At 66.1% G+C, this 15,348-nt stretch carries 7 protein-coding genes; 6 read left to right on the top strand and 1 reads right to left on the bottom strand.

Annotated features, from left to right (window positions below; all coding sequences use genetic code 11):
• Positions 1-672: 672 nt before the first annotated feature.
• The 5 genes from ACIP4Z_RS19805 (at position 673) to ACIP4Z_RS19785 (ending at position 8,988) form a co-directional block, all read left to right on the top strand.
• Complete coding sequence (locus tag ACIP4Z_RS19805; protein ID WP_401309698.1) at positions 673-2,190, top strand: ATP-binding protein; 1,518 nt, start codon at positions 673-675, stop codon at positions 2,188-2,190.
• A 62-nt stretch (positions 2,191-2,252) separates the two neighbouring features.
• Positions 2,253-5,030, top strand: coding sequence for a Z1 domain-containing protein (locus tag ACIP4Z_RS19800; RefSeq protein ID WP_401309695.1), 2,778 nt, complete (start codon positions 2,253-2,255; stop codon positions 5,028-5,030).
• Complete coding sequence (locus tag ACIP4Z_RS19795; protein ID WP_401309692.1) at positions 5,027-6,046, top strand: PD-(D/E)XK motif protein; 1,020 nt, start codon at positions 5,027-5,029, stop codon at positions 6,044-6,046. Before ACIP4Z_RS19800 ends, ACIP4Z_RS19795 begins: the two co-directional genes overlap by 4 nt.
• A complete protein-coding gene (locus ACIP4Z_RS19790) occupies positions 6,039-8,048 on the top strand; it encodes an AIPR family protein (protein ID WP_401309689.1) in 2,010 nt (669 codons plus the stop codon). The genes ACIP4Z_RS19795 and ACIP4Z_RS19790 overlap by 8 nt, the downstream gene beginning before the upstream one ends.
• A 310-nt stretch (positions 8,049-8,358) precedes the next feature.
• On the top strand, positions 8,359-8,988 hold the full coding sequence (locus ACIP4Z_RS19785) for a hypothetical protein (protein ID WP_401309686.1): 630 nt from the start codon (positions 8,359-8,361) through the stop codon (positions 8,986-8,988).
• Between the two features lie 5 nt (positions 8,989-8,993).
• Here the strand turns inward: ACIP4Z_RS19785 and ACIP4Z_RS19780 are convergent, their stop codons facing one another.
• Positions 8,994-10,802, bottom strand: coding sequence for a DNA cytosine methyltransferase (locus ACIP4Z_RS19780; RefSeq protein WP_401309683.1), 1,809 nt, complete (start codon positions 10,800-10,802; stop codon positions 8,994-8,996).
• A gap of 746 nt (positions 10,803-11,548) precedes the next feature.
• On the opposite strand from ACIP4Z_RS19780, the gene ACIP4Z_RS19775 reads away from it, so the two are divergent.
• A complete protein-coding gene (locus ACIP4Z_RS19775) occupies positions 11,549-15,334 on the top strand; it encodes a DUF4365 domain-containing protein (protein WP_401309680.1) in 3,786 nt (1,261 codons plus the stop codon).
• The last annotated feature ends 14 nt before the right edge of the window (positions 15,335-15,348 follow it).

The raw sequence follows: 15,348 nt of genomic DNA, 5'->3' as shown, positions 1-15,348 counted from the left end.
GATGGCGATAAAGTCACAGGTCAGAGCACTGAACCGAAGAAGCGACCACTGAGAGCCAACCGCAGACCTACGCATTACGATGCACGGACCGCACATGTCCGTTTCACCCGAATTCCAAGGTCAACCAGAACAAGAAACCCCAGGTCAGAGGCCCGACCTGGGGTTTACCGTGGAGCCGCCTTCGGGATTCGAACCCGAGACCTACGCATTACGAGGGCCCGCGAGATCATCCCGGCTATTACCGGGCGGTGCCGCAGAATCCCGTCTTACCAGGTCAGAGACCTGCGACCCCGATCGGTATGATGCCTAATCCAGACGGTGCCGCCCCATCCGCTCACGCATCGCTCACGCATTGAGTCGGCGCCGGAGCAGATGATCCCTGGCCAGTGGCGCCCCCGCTTTCGGTGAAGAGCAGCTAGATAGGCCGCCTGTTCGACGGGGTCACCGCGTGAGCGGGTCCGAAGCTGTTGCCGGGACGGACAGGAAGTCTCGGCCTCATCCTGCCTCCCAAGACCACGGGTCCGGCGAACTCCGGCCGGCATGCGGGGCTGCTCCCGTAGCATCGATTGGTGGTGGGGTGTGTCGCCCTGAGCGAACGAACGCCCGCAGTGGTCCCTCTTGGCCAGGGGTCGCATCCGCCCGGGTTCACGGAGTCTCCGGGACGGTCACCCTTTGGAGAACAACGTCACGGGGAAGCAGAACCGGGCACACATGAAGTACGACATCGCCGCCCCCGAGCCGGCGGGCATGGTGGCTTCGCTCAGCTCGCTGGGTTACTCGCTGCCAGCTGCCGTCGCCGACCTCGTGGACAACAGCATCTCCGTCGAGGCCCGGACCATCGACGTGGAGTTCACCTGGGCCGGCGCCGATTCCTGGATCGCGGTTGTCGACAACGGCTGGGGTATGACCGCCGAGGAACTCGTCACGGCCATGACGGTGGCCGCCCGCGCCCCCTCGACGCCACGCTCGGCTACCGACCTCGGCCGGTTCGGCGTCGGTCTCAAGTCCGCCTCGTTCTCCCAGGCCAGGCAGCTCACCGTGACCTCGGCCAAGGCGAGGGGACAGTGGCACACCCGGACCTGGGACCTTGACGTCGTCGAACAGTCCGGCCAGTGGCGGCTGCTCCACGACGCGGACACCGAAACCATGGCCGTGCTAGACAGACTCCGGGGGGATTCCGACCACGGCACCATCGTTCTCTGGCGGCGGCTCAACGGATACCACGCTGCTGAAGTGGGCGAAGGTGACGAGGGCACCCAGAAGCAGTTCTACGCAGAGGCGACGCGTACCGAGTCACACCTCGGCATGATCTTCGCCCGGTTCCTCACCGGTACCCGGCGCCGTGACCTGCGGGTACGCGGAACCACGGTGGAAGCCTGGGATCCCTTCCTTCGCAACCATCCCTCGGTACAGCCCCTCCAGCCGGAAGAGCTGCCGCTGGGTGACAGCTCGGTTCGAGTCGAGGCGTACATCCTGCCCGGCTCCCACCGGCTCAGCTCAGAGGAGTACGCCCAGGCAGCCGGCCCTGAAGGCTGGCTCGACCAACAGGGCTTCTACGTGTACCGCCGGAACCGACTGATCCTCGCCGGTGACTGGCTAGGGCAACGGGGAATGCGACGTGAGGAGAAGTACAACCTGGCGCGCATCGCCGTGGACATCCCGGCCGAGACGGACGCCGAGTGGAGCGTCGACGTGAGGAAGTCGAGCGTCGTCCCGCCCGTCGCCCTCCGGCCGCATCTCAACCGCATCGCGCGCAAGGCCCGGTCGACCGCGGCGGACGTGCTCCGGTACCGGGGACAGGTCGCCGCCCGCACTCACGGCGACCCGCTGTCGTACGCGTGGCTAGTACGCCGCCCGGAAGGCAGAGTCACCTGCAAGGTCAACCGCAGCCACCCGTTAGTCCAGTCCGCCCTGCGTCCGGGCGGCAACACCAGCGCCGACGTACGCGCGTTGATCCGTCTCCTTGAGGAGACGATCCCCGTCACGGCGCTGCGAGTGATGCACGAGACCGACAGCAGCGACGATCCAGAACCGTTCGGCGGCCCGGGCCCGGCTGACGACGCGGCCGTCGAGGTCGCACAGCGCATCTACGAGTCACTGGTCTCGGGTGGCCGTTCTCCGTCCGCCGCCAAAGATCGGCTGAGGACCATGCCGCCCTTCGACCAGCTGCAGGGTTTCTGGAGCAGATGACGCATTGTCCGTGGCCGCTCCTACGCTTCCAGACATCGACTTCGTCCGACCGGAGGTTCCACGTGAGCGACGTTCCCGACGACCCCATGGCCAAGGCCCGTCGCCTGGTTCTCAGTTTCCTGCCCCAGGACCGGCAGCCGAAGTCTGACGAGGTCTACAACGCGGTCAACGTCATCTTCGGCATGATGGCCGCGCAGGGTGAGGCCGTCGACCGGGAAGTGCTGGTAAAGGAGATCGAGGCCCTGACCGCCGTCTTCCAGGAGCGGTCTCTCGCCCTCACCGAGGGCGAGGGTCACGAGCCGTGGCTGCCCGAGGCGAAGAACGACCGCGACTGGGACTTCTGGGAGCGCTACCGCAGGTACCTCGAGGACGTGGTCAACCTCCCGCCGTGGGTCGTACGCCGACTGGACCAGAGCTCAGACGACGTACTGAGTCAGCTGGAGGACCCCCGTCGCCCGGGACCGTGGCGCCGCAGAGGCCTGGTGATCGGCCAGGTGCAGTCAGGAAAGACCGGCCAGTACATCGGACTCACAGCAAAGGCAGTGGACGCCGGCTACCGCTTCATCGTAGTGCTCGCAGGCATCCACAACGACCTTCGTAGTCAGACCCAACTTCGGATCGACGAGGGGCTCCTGGGCTTCGACACCCAGAACCAGAGCCGCTCGGACGAGAACGGGCGTTCCCGTGCCATAGGTGTGGGCAAGATGCCGCTAGTGAAGAAACTCAAGATCGCCTCACCGACCAACAGCGGCGAGAAGGGGGACTTCGGTCTCGCGACGGCGAAGGCGATCAACTTCCCCCTGGGTGACTTCCCCGTCGTCCTCGTCGTCAAGAAGCACTACAAGATCCTCGAGTACGTACGTAAGTGGGTACTGGACGTACACGGCGTCGAGGACGAGAACGGTGACAAGGTCATCAGCGACCTCCCGCTGTTCGTCATCGACGACGAGGCCGACAACGCCTCCATCAACACGGTGCGTGACCCGGAAGCGGATCCGACCAAAACCAACGCGGCAATCCGCAAGCTCATGAAGAGCTTCGACAAGTCCGCGTACGTGGGCTACACGGCCACGCCGTTCGCCAACATCTACATCGATCCGGAGGCGGACAACTCCGAGGCTGGCGAGGACCTCTTCCCTGCCAGCTTCATCCGCAGCTTGCCCTCCCCGTCGAACTACCTCGGGCCCGAACGGGTCTTCGGCCTCCAAGTGGAGGACGAGGATGAGGCCGACGTGCAGGCCCTGCCGCTCGTCCGTCACGTGGACGACAGTGACGCCTGGCTCCGCTCCGGGCACAAGTCCGGCGACGTCCCCGCTGGGGACCTCCCGACGTCCCTGCGCGAGGCGGTCCTCTCGTTCGTGCTCTCCTGTGCCGCCCGCCGGGCCCGGGGGCAGACGAAGGCCCACAACTCGATGCTGGTGCACGTCACTCGTTTCACCGCTGTGCAGAACCTGGTACACGAGCAGGTCCAGGACCACCTGCACCTCGTCGTCGACATGATGCGGGATCGCTACGGAAAGGGACCCGAGATCCGTGCCGAGATCCGTGCCCTGTGGGAGAGGGACTTCGTCCCGACCACTGACTGCTTCGAGCCCGAACAGGCCGAGCGGCTGACCTGGGACCAAGTATCCGACCAGCTCCTTCCGGCCCTCCGGAAGATGCAGGTCAAGACCGTAAACGGCTCTTCCAAGGACGCTCTCGACTACTACGACAACCGCAGGAACGGCCTGTCGGTGATCGCCATCGGAGGGCAGAAGCTCTCCCGCGGCCTCACTCTTGAGGGCCTGACGGTCAGTTACTACCTGCGGCCGTCGAAGACGTACGACACGCTGCTGCAGATGGGCCGGTGGTTCGGCTACCGCCCCGGGTACGAGGACCTGTGCCGCCTTTACACCATGCCGGCTCTCGAGAACGCCTATGCGGAGGTCACTGCCGCCACCGACGAACTGCGCAGGGAAGTCGAGGAGATGGCGACCCTCGGTCTCACCCCGAAGCAGTTCGGCCTCAAGGTGCGGGCCTCCTCGCTGGGCCTCACCGTGACAGCGGCCAACAAGATGCGGCAGAGCACGAAGATCATGCTCAGCTACTCCGGCGAGGGACCGGAGACTGTGATCTTCAATCTCGCGAAGGGCACCGTCGAGCGTAACTACCAGGCCTTGGAAACGCTCGTCCGTCGCATGGACGCGATCACCGAGTCAGTCCCTCCCGAAACACCAAACGGGAAGGTCCGATGGAACGACGTACCCGCGGAGATAGTCTCCGAGTTCCTGACCACCTACGAGACCGACCGTATGGCACAGCGTGTCCGCCCGAGGCTCATCGCGAAATACGTGGATCAGTGCACGAGGGTCGGCGAGCTCGGCAGCTGGACAGTCTGTCTGGTCGGCAGCACGACATCGGACACGCCTCAGGAGATCGCCGGGCACACGGTCGGCCTCGTGACCCGTAAGGCACTTAACCCCAAGTTCGGGGACGAGGGTCGGTACACCATCCGCAGGGTACTCAGCCCGCCGGACGAGATGATCGACCTCGACGTCGACCAGAAGGACGCGGCACGAGCAGCCGCTGAGAAGGCCGCGAAGCTGCAGGACAAGGCGTCGGTCCCCAAGACACCGGCCGGCCCGCACATCCGGCGTCAACGCAGGACTGACCAGGGACTACTGCTCGTCTACCCGCTCACGGTGCCGGACGCGTCTGTCCCCGGTCAGACGCCCCCTGTCGTGGGGTTCCAGGTGAGCTTCCCGCACTCCGAATACCAGACCAAGACCGAGTACGAGGCCAACGCCATCTGGCTGCAGGAGGACATCTACACCAAGGACGAGGAGGAGGACGAGGCGTGACGGTCACCGACGTCACCGAGGACGAGTGGCAGGAGCTGGAGCGTCCGCAGAACACCCGGGGGCGCTCCAGTATCCGCATGTACCCGGATTCGCCGCTCGACATCTTCCTCTCCGTCTCCCACCCCGATCGCCAGCGCATGCTGGTATTCCGCACTGACGCCCGCTCCGCTGACCCCGTCGTACGGTCCGTCGGCCGTCTGCCGAGGGCCGCCGGGATTGAGATGAACCTGAGCGCGGTGTCTCGCTTGGAGTACGAGCTGCAGGTGATCCTGACCGAGAACGCGCTCCGGGAGGTGTTCAACCCGCTCGTCGCGGACGTGGCCGCCACCGCCCAGGCGGCTTCGGGCGCTGCCGACGCCCTGGCTGCCGCCGTGGCGCGATTCGGTCGGTGGCAAGACCTGCTGCGTGCCGTCAGTACGGACGGACTCAGCGCCGAGGCGCGACGTGGGCTGTACGGCGAACTCCTGTTGCTGGGAGACACTCTGATCGCAGAGCTCTCACAGTCCGAGGCGGTCGACGCCTGGACCGGCCCCACGGGGACCAACCAGGACTTCCAACTTCCGGGCGCGGCCATCGAGACCAAGGTCAGCACCGCCAAGCGGCCCCGGAACATCCGGATCGCGAGTGAGAGGCAGCTGGACAGCACAGGCACTCCCGCCCTCCTCCTCGCCTTCGCGCAGCTGGACGAGCGGCGCGGAGGCTCGGGCGAAAGCCTGAACAGGCGAGTCGACCGCATACGGCAGCAGCTCACGAACCCCGCCGCCCGAGCCCGCTTCGACGGCCTGCTCATCCAGGCGGGCTACCTGCCGGCGCACCGGGACTCCTACGACGAGCCTCGGTACACCGTGCGGGACCTGCGATTCTGGCACGTACGAGACGGCTTTCCAAGGGTGACCGAGTCCGACCTCCCCGAAGGGGTCGGCGACTGCTCGTACCAGGTGAGCACCTCGGGTCTGGACGCCTTCCGCGCACAGATCGACGAGGTGCGGGAGATGATCGGGGGACCCCATGGCTGAGCTGGACCTAGACGAGTTCTCCCGCAGTTTGGTCGCCGACGTCCAAGCGACGGCTGACGCCGAGGGGACGACCACCCCGGAGGCGTTCACCAGACGGGTCTTCGAAGACCTCGAACAGGCCGGCATCGTCTCCAACACCTTCACCGCCTACCACAAGGCGCACGGGCACGAGGTCCACGGATACGGGATCGGGGAGTCGGGCGAGTCTCTGGACCTGTTCGTCACGGACTTCCATCTGGCGCCGCTGGAGACCAAACTCAGCAAGGCACAGACCGAGACGTTCTTCAGACGACTCCTGACATTCGCGGCCCGCTGCCGTGACGGGTTGCAGCAGCACATCGACGAGTCCTTCGACGTGTACGACATGTGCGCGGCAGTCGAGAAGGCTTTCACCGAAGTGCAACGGATCAGGCTCTTCCTGCTCAGCAACCGCGTCGGCACCTTCACCGAGGTACCGGCGTCAGACCTCGACGGCCTGCCGGTGACCCACGAGGTGTGGGACCTGGCCCGCCTGCACCGTCACGCGACGTCGGGTTCGCTCGGCGAGCCCATCGTGGTGCCCTTCTCTCCGCCGCTCCCCTGCGTCGCCGCGCCTTCCTCGGAGGAGGACCACTCTGTCGCCTTGGCGGTGATACCCGGGCAGATGCTCGCGGAGCTGTACGCCGAGTACGGCACGCGACTCCTGGAACTGAACGTCCGTTCCTTCCTCCAGACCCGCGGCTCGGTCAACCGTGGAATTCGGGAGACCCTGCTGCACGCGCCGGGCCGCTTCCTGGCCTACAACAACGGGATCACCGCGACGGCATCGCAGGTCGACTTCGTGAGGGGCCCTGACGGCGAGCCCACCCACATCTCCGGGATCCACGGCCTGCAGATCGTGAACGGGGGTCAGACGACCGCCTCGCTCCACTACGCGCTCACCCGTGACAAGGCAGACCTGTCCGACGCGCGGGTGCAAATGAAGCTGACGGAGGTGGCACCCGACCGGCTCGCCGAGATCGTTCCGAAGATCTCGGAGTACTCCAACACGCAAAACCGGGTGACCCAGGTCGACTTCAGTTCCAACCACGACTACCACGTGGAGATCCAGCGGATCACCCGCTCTCTGTGGGCCCCCGCTGCAGACGGCAGCGGCCAGGAGACTCACTGGTTCTACGAACGCGCTCGCGGCCAGTACACGGACGAGTTGGCCAAAGCCCGGACGCCCGCAAGGCAGAGGCAGTTCAAGAAGCTCAACCCGACAAAGAAGAAATTCACGAAGGCGGACCTGGCCAAGTTCGTCCACTCCTGGCACCGGCTCCCTTACCTGGTCAGCCGAGGCGCCCAGAAGAACTTCGTCGAGTTCATGCTGCGCATCGAGGAGGCTCCGCCTCGGGTGGACCTCCAGTACTGCCAGCGGGTGATCGCCATGGCGATCCTGTTCAAGACCATTGACCGCATTGCCGCCATCCACGGCGCAGGCAGCCACAAGAGCATGATCACCACCTACACCGCGGCGCGTCTCTCCCTGGCCACGGACCGTCGGATCGACCTCGACCGGATTTGGCGGGACCAGTCCGTGACGCCGGTCCTGGAATCCGCTATCCACGACCTTTGCCCACGAGTCATGAGGGCAGTGACCACACCGCTGGAAGGCAATCACGTCGGGGAATGGGCCAAGAAAGTGGCCTGCTGGGACGCGGTGTCCACAGTCCCCTGGACGATGCCGCGCGCTCTGTCCACCGAACTGCTCGACAATCCGTTGGACGAGGCCGCACTGTCCGGTGGTACCGGAACCGAGTCCGGAGCCGCCGAGGAGACAGCGCTGATCCCCGCTGACGAGTGGTACGCGATCGAACGCTGGGCCAAGGAGACACGCGCCCTCGAACCGTGGCAGCGGCAGCTGGCGCAGTTCGTCGGCAGGAGGCTCGAACTGGAACAGGAGGTCCCCGAGGTCCAGGCCGCCCAAGCGCTGCACGCCCGCAACGAAGCGCTACGTCTGGGGTTCAACCCCGCCCCGTAGGGTCCGGGTTCGGGCGATGACGACAACCCGGACCCGGACCCTGAACACCGCGGTTCAGAGCACCCTCGGCCCAGTCCCTGACCGCTTCCTCTCGGACCGTGGTGCGGATCTGCGAATGCGAGATTCGCCGTGACACTGCGGGCGCCGCTCAGCGAGTGGCGACCGTGGCCCGCAAACAGGGCGACAGCGTCCGCTCGCGTGGCGCTGCGAGCCAAAGTACGCGGGCCCATGCCCGAAGTCCGGTTCTCAAGGATGGGCGCGAATCCCGCCGACTCTCCCCCAACGACACGCTGTCCGTCATCATTGGCACATGATTCCCAAGTTCGAGATAGCGATCGGCCACACTTATCAACTGGCCTTTCTTAGCGATGACTTGACGGCCGAGGAGGTGGCCAATGGTTTCACCGAGCATCACGAATACCACTGCCTCGGCCTGCCCAGCTGGGCAGAAGCACAGGAGTGTCTCGAGAGGGAAGCTGAGGTCCTCGAGAGGGCGGCCTCATCAGACGCGCCTGACGGCGTCGAGGAGTTCCTCGACGAGACCCGGGAGACAGACGACCTGGGGTACTTCGACCTCATGTGCGTCCTTCAGGGCAACGACGTCGGAGTCGCCGGCCTCAGCCTCGCCCTCAGCGCAGCCCGGACAGCCACCTTCTATTCATGCTCTGGCGGGATCGACCACCGCCATCACGCTGACCACCCGTTGGTGGGGGTCGCCCCTGACCCGGAGCGCGGCGCATTGATCATCGAACTCGCGAAACTCGCGGGCTGTGGTGTCGACCAGCGTGGTGGGCGCTGGTACCTGTACGGCCGATCAGTGGCCGATCTCCATGCCCTGGGTCGGGCGATCGTCGAGCATCGAGAAGCTTTCGACGCCCTGCCGGCCCCGGCATGGGTCGAAGGACTCGCCGAGGAACTCGAGCAGGCCGACGACTATTGAGGGGTTCATTCCCCTGTGACGGCCAGAGTCAGCAGGTCGTCGGACAGCTCCCCACGGCGAGCACAGTGAGCGACGAGTGGGCAGTCCGAGCAGACAGGTTGCGTATCCCGGCACAGGTCCGCACCGATGAGACGGACCGCCGCCATGCGGAGCGGCGCGTCGTTCCCCGCGCCCACGAGCTTCACCAGGTTGACGCGCCCGTCGCTGAGCCGATTCGCGTGGTCCTCGTCGACACCGTTGACCCTCGCAGCCACGCGAAGGTTCCCCGTGCCCACCAGCATGAGGTCTTCGCCGATCAGCAGCTTGTAGAGAGCCTCTTCAGCTGGCTTCATGGACAGCTTGGCCGGAATCCTGAGTCGCTGATCCACCCTCCAGGCGTTCGGCTTGTCGATCAGTGGCGTCAGACGATCCACTCGCGCGCGGGCTGGCTTCGTGGGCGCCACGTCGACCAGCTTCTTGAACAGCGTCGAGGTCAGCGTCCTCGACTTCCTGACGATGTCCATGATCTCCGCCATGGCGTCCGGCCTGACCTTGGCACCGGACAGTATGGCCACGACAGCGGCATGGAGTGGGACGGGCTCTTCGCTCGGAAGCTGGTACCAGTCGCTTCCGGCGCGTCGTCGTTCCGCCCAGTCGGTGAGCGCGTTCCGGACCTCCCGCCATCGTGGCTGGAGTCCGGACGTGGCGTCGAGACCGTCCACGGGCTTCAGTACCTCAGCGGCGGCCTCACCCAGCAGCGGGGGCACAGCATTACCGATCTGCCGAAAGGCGTCACTCCGGGTGCCAGCGAATCGGAATCGGTCCGGGAAGGTCTGCACGCGTGCAGCCTCACGCACAGTCAAGGTCCGCAGCTGCTCCGGGTGGATGTACCAGTAGCCGTCCTTGGCGATGTGCGCCGTGATCGTACGGCTAAGTTCGTCCCAGGCCAGCTTCTTGTACTTGTCCGTGTACTTGTCCGGGCTGTACCGCTGGTACTCCCACTCTTCCTCGTCCAGCTTCTCCTGTAGCTGGGAGTACTTGGTGGTGGAGTCCATGACCTGGAAGATCCGGTAGTCGTCTGCGCGGACCCTTCGCGTCATGTGATCCCAGATCACGCCGCGGGTCGCACCCTTGCGCATCTCGTCCGCGAAATCCGAGATCTTGCGCGGCTTGCGGTAGTCGATCTTCCGCTCACCGACTCGCTCGGTGGCGACGACCTTCAGCTCCGGGAGGTCGCCGATCGCGTCACGCAGCGTGGTGCGCCGCGGAGCGGGCTCCCGCCAGGTGAAGTCGTCGACGTCCCTCCTGGCGAGGAGGATGAGGCGCTTCCGGTGCTGCGGGACGCCGTAGTTCCACGCGTCGACGAGTCGCACCTGCGTCGCGTAGCCGAGTTCCTCGAGCTCTTCCTCGATCGTGCGGATCACGAAGAAGTCGTCGTGCAGCCCCATGTCAGGAACGTTCTCCATGAGAACCACCCGCGGCCTGATCCGCTTGACCATGTCCAGGTAGGCGCTCCACAGCTCTTTCCGGCGGTCTTCCGGATCACGCCCGTGCTTCTTCACGAGGTGGCGGATCTTGTTGCGCCCGGCCCTGCTGAAGGGCTGACACGGAGGTCCACCCGCGACGAGATCAATCTCTGCAGACCCGAGGATTGCCTCCAGCCTGTCCCGCTCCTTGGGATCGCCAAGATCCATCTGCAAGCCCAGGCCGGGGAAGTTCGCTCTGTGGGTCTCGAGTGCGCGCTCGTCGGTGTCCACTGCTGCGGCGGTGGTCCACCCAGCCCGCTCGACGCCCGCGCTCAGCCCACCGGCACCGGAGAAGAGGTCGACGGCCAAGCGCCTGCCCTTGCCGCTGTTTTCCAGCCAGTCCTGGAAGGACTCTGGAGTGCAGCTATGAGGGTGAAGTGGCAGCTCCAGACAATCACTGCGTTCAAGAGGTACGCCGTAGTGCCCCTTACCCACAGCACAGCCCTCCGTGACGCATGACATGAACGAGCACCAGGAGACCACAGACGCGCTGGTAGAAGCAAGGTTTTCGGCAGGTCCTCCAACCGGATCGGCAGAGCTGACGGCTGATGTTCCCCGACGCAGCCACCGCTTCCGCAGGGCCTCCGACCTGCAACTTCGAACCGTAGTTCTGTGTCCCAAGACGATCGATCATAATCGAATCCACTGCCCTCGCGTGCGATATGGGCAAGTGCAGTGCGACACCGCTGTCCGCTGCCCTGACAAACGACGCAACGCCAGTGAAGACACGTTCGAGTCGCGTACGTACCCGCTGAAGAGCAGGGAGCAGGTCAGCAACGAATCGCCATCTCTGCCTCGTGCAGTACCTCAACAGCGGCAGCCCCAGTCGAGCGAGGCACCGGTAGCGAACGTCGAAGGGAGCTGCCGCACGATCGGGTGGTATCTGAACTGGCTTGCCCTGCGGGGCGTACACGGCGACGGGGCATCAGGGGGCAGCCGTTAGCAGGGGACGGCCATTGGCTCATTTCGCCTACTGCACGCCGGATGTCACATCGTGTCCCTACGATGGCTTTTCGTCCACGGGGCGGGGTCTTCGCACGGAAGGGTGAGGCGGAGTGAAGGTAGACCGGACTCACCTTGTTGATCGAGCCGGTGTGGGCATGGTCAGTTTTCTGGTGGCTGACGAGCTGGGGTGGCTGTATCGGAGCCAGGAGACCAGCGATATGGGGATCGACGCACACTTCGAGGTGGTCCAAGGCGGTCAGGCCACGGGGCGGCTGCTGGCAGTGCAGATCAAGTCCGGGCCCAGCTGGTTCAGTGAGCCGGTGGACGGTGGATGGTGGTTTCGCTGCAATGCCGCCCACATGGAGTACTGGAGCAACGGTTCACTGCCCGTCGTGATCGCGTTGTTTCACCCTGGCACCCGGGCGGTGTACTGGCAGCATGTCAATGAGACGACGCTGGTGAGCACTGGCAAGGGCTGGAAGGTTCTGGTTCCTGCCTCCCAACAACTGAACGAACGCTGCGCCGACGCGCTGGCCGCTCCGGCACGACGGTCAGCCGATACCGAGACCTTCCACCAAGCCCTGGACCGGCTGCCCGCCGATCCGAGGAGCGCCCTCATGCGCGCCCACGAAGCCGACGCCGCTTATGCGGTCCAAATGGCCGTCACGCTCGCTGATGCCGTCAACCCGCGGGCGTTGCTGAGGAGCCTCTTGGCTTCCCCACCGCCGTGGCTGGCAGGACTGCAGGAAACCGAGCGTGCGGGGGCGTGGCGGGCACTTGCGGGATACGCCGCCGCACACGAACTGGGAACGGATGCCGTTGACGCGCTGGAGCGAGCCGCCAACGCAGAACCCGACGCGGATGCCGCAGCACGGCTGCGCGCGCTGGCGGCGATACTCGCCGCCGCTGCTGACACCGACCGTGCTCGCAGCCTCATCGAGGCCAGCGTCGGCCGAGTCCCTGTGCTGGCGGCCGTCGCCGAGGCACTCGTCCGCGCAGGCGGCCAGCCGTCCGAGCTGCCCGCGGTCGTGGCCGAGGCTCTGGACCAGGGCGATGAAGCGGCGGTAGGAGAGTCAACGGTACTGAGGTTCGTTGCGCACACGCATTTCGCTGCCGGCCACTACGACCAGGGGCTGGCAGCCTTGGAACGGGCTGCCCAACTGGCCCCCGACTTCCCTGGCCTGCTGGTCGATCTGGCGCAGGCGTTGATGTGGCACGCCACGGCGGGAGCCGCCACCCTGGCCTACCTGGATTCCCGCCGCGCCGAGCGCCTGGCGGTCGCAGCAAGGGCCGAGTACCGGCGCTGGGGCGGACCCGGCGGTGACGCCGCGCTGGTGCTGCTCCGGGTCCGCCTGATGGGCGACACCATCGCAGCCGCTCTCGCCACTGCCATTCCCGCTCCCGACGGGGAAGCGATCGGTCTGGAGGCCGACTACGAGCCGCTGATCCTGGACGCCGGCCGTGCCGCCTACCAGGCCGGTCAGCCAGAGGCCGCAGTCCGCTTCGCGGCCCGACTCACCGACCGCGGGGCGCGCGCCCAGCTCGCAGCCATGGCCATGGACACCGACCCACAGACCGGCACCGCGCAGCGGGTCGAAGCATGGCAGCAGGCGCTGGACACCGCCACGAACGACGATCAGCGGGGCCTGGCCGCGTTCGCGCTGACGGGACTGGGAGTGTGGCCCATTCCTGCTCTGGACGCGTTGCGCGAGCAAGGCGCTCTGTCCGAGGTGGTGTATCAGGTGCGATGGGCCTGCGCGCAGGATGCCGCAGGCGACCGCCCTGCCGCGATACGCCGCCTGCGGCAGTGGGAGACGGCGGGCCCGGTGGCCGCGCTGGCCCTGGTGGCGTTTGTCGATGACAGAGAGGCTGCGGCCGCCATCGCCGAACGCGCAGGACACCGATTCGGGGATCTGGCGCTGCGGGTCCATGCCGTCCAGCTTTGGGAGGAGGCCGGGCAGAGTGATCTGGCAAGGCTGCGCGCCCTGACCCTGCTGGCACGCCCCCACCTGCCGGTCGTCATGCGGCGGGATCTGCGAGGCCGTGCCGTCCGATGGGCCCAGGACCGCCAGGACTGGATCGATATGGAAGACCACGCCTTGGCCGGTCTCACCGAAGAGTTGACCGACGAGGAGGCAGCCCCGGGCACTGCACACGGCCCAGTCGATTCGATTGCGGCCATGTTCGCGTGGGCCGCGGTCCATGCGCAGCTCGCCAATCGGCGCCTGGATGCGGCGTGGGACACCATCAGCCGGTTCACCCCGGTGATTGGCAGCGCCCCGGAGGCTGCCATGTGGCTGACCCTGATGGACTGGGGCGGGTGGACCGTGCCCCGAGTGGAGCAGGCGCTGGAGATGGTGACTCGCCTCCCGGCACTCGGCAGCCGAACGGCGGCAGCCATCCTGCATGCGGCCGGCGGCGATCGCGAGGAACCCCCCGACCCCGACATCAGCACCAACTCCGGGAGCGGCGCTCAGCGTGTTCGGCTGGATCTGCCCCAGCCACTGCACGCCCGTGCCCTGGAGCTGCTGGACCCGCAGGCCGCTGAAGTACCCGTCCTGGGCACGGCGACAAGCCCCGAAGAACTCGCCGACTTCGTGCTCCGCACGCTGGGCCCGCGTCAGACTGTCATAGACCAGGTTGCCGACGCCGTCCGCATCGGGGCCGTACCCATGGGCGTGCTCGCACAAGCAGCATCTCGCCCCCACGCACTGGCCTACGTCCAGCGCCCCGCCGGCCTCATCCCCGCCGCCACCCGCGACCCGCAAGCCTTCCAGGCCGAAGTCCGTGCTGCCTACGAAGCTCTGGAGCGCGATGTCGTCCTCGATCTCAGCGCAATCGCCGTCGCCACACTACTCCCAGAGCGCATCGCCCAACTGCGCGCAGTATTCTCGGCCACCACCACACCCACCGCCGTCCACGACGACCTGGTCAACACCGTCTACGCCTGCGACAGCCTGCTCCGGTCCAGCGGTCAGCTCGGCGTGCGAACCGGGGACGTCACGTTGACGGTTCTATCCCCGCAGAACAAACGCGACGTGGCCCAGCGTTCAGCCGCGTTTATTCGTCTCCTGCCCACCCTGGCCGTTCAACCCGTCGACAATTTGGACCCGTTGTATGAGTGGCTTCCCTTCACCACCAAGCCACAGGCTGAGCAGATGCCCTGGCTGCACGCCGCCCAGTTGGCCCTGACTAACGGCATGGCCCTGTGGTGCGACGACCCGGCCCTGCGCCAGCTACTCATTCCTAGCGGTATTCAAACGTTCGGCACAGTCGCCCTACTCCAGGTGCTTGCCACCCATCCCGACTACCCTCAGTTCACCTCTCAGCAACTCAGTGATGACCGGCGCACACTCATGCGGGCCTGGGTCGTCGACCTTCCCTTCGACCAGGATGACGTCATTGACATCGCTCGGGATGAGGGCTGGCGCCCCGGCAGCGCGGCTGCCCCTTTCGACCGGCCGACATTCTGGGCCACCGAAGACAGCGAAGCCATCTGGTCCGCGGCCATCGCCCGAATCTGGGACGAGGCGCCCACAGAACTCGCTGGCTGGCACGCCGCGGCGTTGCGAGGCTGTAGCTCACTGATCGAGCCTCACCACGTTGCCGCAGCTCAGGCGTCACTCACTGCGCTGACGCTCCTCGCTGTGGGCCTGGGGCCGGATCCCGTCGCAGCCGTATGGCCAACGGTTCTGAGCAGCCTGGAAGCTGGCGTTCGAACCAGCATCCAACGCTGGAGCGCCGTCGGCAGCAACAAAGAGGCGCCTGTGCCCGACCCCGATGCATTCAAGGATCTGGTGCGTACCCAACTGATCGCCCGGCTGAGACAGCAGCACGGCTTCAGTCCGTCCTTGGCAACATCCATGGCAGATGCCGCCTTGGGCGCCGCTTCATGAACCATCACTGCACC

The sequence above is a fragment of the Streptomyces sp. NPDC088910 genome, from assembly GCF_044749865.1.
Classification (GTDB): Bacteria; Actinomycetota; Actinomycetes; order Streptomycetales; family Streptomycetaceae; genus Actinacidiphila.
The sequence above is the reverse complement of the archived record's forward strand: the minus strand, read 5'-3'. Positions and strand labels throughout refer to the sequence as shown.